The sequence below is a fragment of the Microcystis sp. M53602_WE12 genome (assembly GCF_030065455.1).
Classification (GTDB): domain Bacteria; phylum Cyanobacteriota; class Cyanobacteriia; order Cyanobacteriales; family Microcystaceae; genus Microcystis; species Microcystis aeruginosa.
In genome coordinates this window covers 1-2,262 of record NZ_JASJFB010000757.1, presented here as the reverse complement: position 1 = coordinate 2,262, position 2,262 = coordinate 1, and the positions used below count along the sequence as shown (strand labels likewise).

Sequence of the window (2,262 nt, the reverse complement as noted above, 5' to 3'; positions counted from 1 at the left end):
GCCACCTTGCCCATACTTCTCGAATTAGAATATCGTCTCAAGCGGGGTGCAGAACCTTTGGCAACTTTGCAAACCAAAATTATCGAACTTTGTTGTTTATTGGTGACTTAAGTAGGTAGGTATTAAAAACTTTCAGATCCCCCCGCCTATCGGCACCCCCCTTATCAAGGGGGGCAGGGGGGATCGAACCTAAAATCTATTTTTGATTTAATTATAACCAGCTACTTAATACTCTTCCTTGCTTTTCAGAAATCCTCTAGAATAAGATTCTATGGACTTCAGACTTCTAAATAACCACAATGACCGATGATGCCATCCCTAGTCTAAACTTAGCGATCTCTAGTTTAGCGACAAGTAATCATTTCGCCCGTTGGGTGACGAAAGCACCCCTACCGGGGGGATATGTGCATCATGACTGTGAATGGACCGAGAGTCTAACCACGGAATGGATGGCATGGCAGGAAATGTTCTGTCTGCAAAAAATGCCGACCTTACCGATGTTAGAGCAATTAGAAGCAAATTCTCGACCTAAACTGACTCTTTCGGGAGAAGGCGGCAGTTATGGCGGTCAATTGATGCAGAAACTAGGTATTAGTCTCTGGCAATGGTTATTTCAAGCATCAATTGGTCAAAGTTTCGCCCAAAGTCAGGGAATCGCCCTCGGCAAAAATCAGCCCCTGCGAATTCGCTTGGAATGTCGCAACCCCTATTTAATTCTGCTGCCCTGGGAAATTATGCAGCAAGCAGGTAAACAGGCTATATCTCTGCATCCGAATATACTCTTTAGCCGCACCACCAGCGATGTGGAACCATTGCCACCGATAAAACCGACTAATAGTCTCAATATTCTCTTAGTTATCGGCGAAAAACAGATTAAAACCGCCGCTAGTTCCCGCAATCTCACCGCCATTAATACGGGTGGAGAAACTAATTCCGACCAGGCACTGGAATCCGAGGCCGCCAATCTCATCCGGGCCATCTCCCCTGGGGGCAGTAGTTCCCTCCCTGAGAATTTGGGAGTGAAAGTCAAAGTCGATACCTTAATTCGACCCGAGGCCGAAGAACTGACCAGGGCCTTGGATACGGGTAAATATCAAGCTTTTTTCTACGCCGGTCACGGAATGGCCGCCCCCAATGGCGGTTCCCTATTTCTGCGGCCGGGGGAACAGCTAAACGGGACGGAGTTAGCCCAAGCTTTGGTGAGAAATCAGGTTATTTTAACGGTTTTTAATGCCTGTTGGGGTGCTTATTCCGCTAAATCGGGTCAGGAGATGATCCCCCGCAGCAGTCTGGCGGAAGTCTTGATTCACCACGGCGTTCCCGCAGTTTTGGCCATGCGAGATGCGATCGCAGATCGCGAGGCCTTGAGTTTTATCGAAGTTTTTACCCGCACCCTCTTCGGGTTCAAAGACAAAGAAGCGCAGATGTCCACGTTGTTTCCCGGTCCGAGAGTCCCTATTGATCAGGCCGTTCGTATCGCCAGGCAGCAATTATTAACCCTCTACAAGTACAATCAACCCGCTTGGACTTTGCCGATTCTCTATATGCACCCAGAATTCGACGGGCAATTGCTGCAAACCCTTGATGAGACTCAATCACCGACGGTTATGCCCAATGTCTCCAGAACCATGCCCGCCGCTTTCTTATACTATCTCGATCGTCCCGAAAGAAAATGGTCAATCCGTGGTGGTGGCATGAATATAGGACGGGACATGGAAAATGATCTACAGATTGCTGAAAAATGGGTTAGTAAAAACCATTGTCGGATAATTTGCCGTAAAAATGCCGATTATCCAGACTATCAATACTTTCTCGCAGATTTCTCCCGTTTTGGTACTTTTATCTATCAAGATGGCCACTGGAAACAGGTTCATAACCAAGAAGTTCCCCTAGAGTCCGGTTTACAGATTCGCTTCGGCAGTCACCAAGGCCAAATCCTCGCATTTGTGGTCGAATAATTAGGGTTTGTCGAAAAAGTTTGTCGTCGGGTGTGGGGTGTGGGGTGTGGGGTGTGGGGAGAATAGATGAGGGTAAGCGGGGGTCTGGTGTGTCGTGTCTCGTGTGTGGTGTGTGGGGTGTAGGGTGTAGGGTGTGGGGTGTGGGGTGTAGGGGGTGGGGTGTAGGGTGAGGGGTGTGGGGTGTGGGCGGAGGGGGAAGTGGGAAAGTGGGGGGTGGGGGGGGGGGAGGGGGGGGGTGGGGTGTAGGGTGTAGGGTGTAGGGGGTGGGGTGTGGGGTGTGGGGTGTAGGGTGTGGGAAGTAGGG

Annotated in this window: 1 protein-coding gene and 2 pseudogenes; 2 read left to right on the top strand and 1 reads right to left on the bottom strand. The window is 49.8% G+C overall.

Annotated elements, in window-relative coordinates; all coding sequences use genetic code 11:
- Both PX482_RS23395 and PX482_RS23390 read left to right on the top strand, forming a co-directional pair.
- Positions 1 to 111 (top strand): annotated as a pseudogene (locus tag PX482_RS23395) (DNA polymerase III subunit delta); the annotation flags it as partial.
- A gap of 188 nt (positions 112 to 299) precedes the next feature.
- On the top strand, positions 300 to 1,958 hold the full coding sequence (locus PX482_RS23390) for a CHAT domain-containing protein (protein WP_288026221.1): 1,659 nt from the start codon (positions 300 to 302) through the stop codon (positions 1,956 to 1,958).
- On the opposite strand, the pseudogene PX482_RS23385 reads toward PX482_RS23390, so the two are convergent.
- Positions 1,959 to 2,262 (bottom strand): annotated as a pseudogene (locus PX482_RS23385) (hypothetical protein); the annotation flags it as partial.

Excerpts from the sequence above, each read along its gene's own strand:
- PX482_RS23390 (WP_288026221.1), top strand. The coding sequence starts at position 300 with ATGACCGATGATGCCATCCCTAGTCTAAACTTAGCGATCTCTAGTTTA.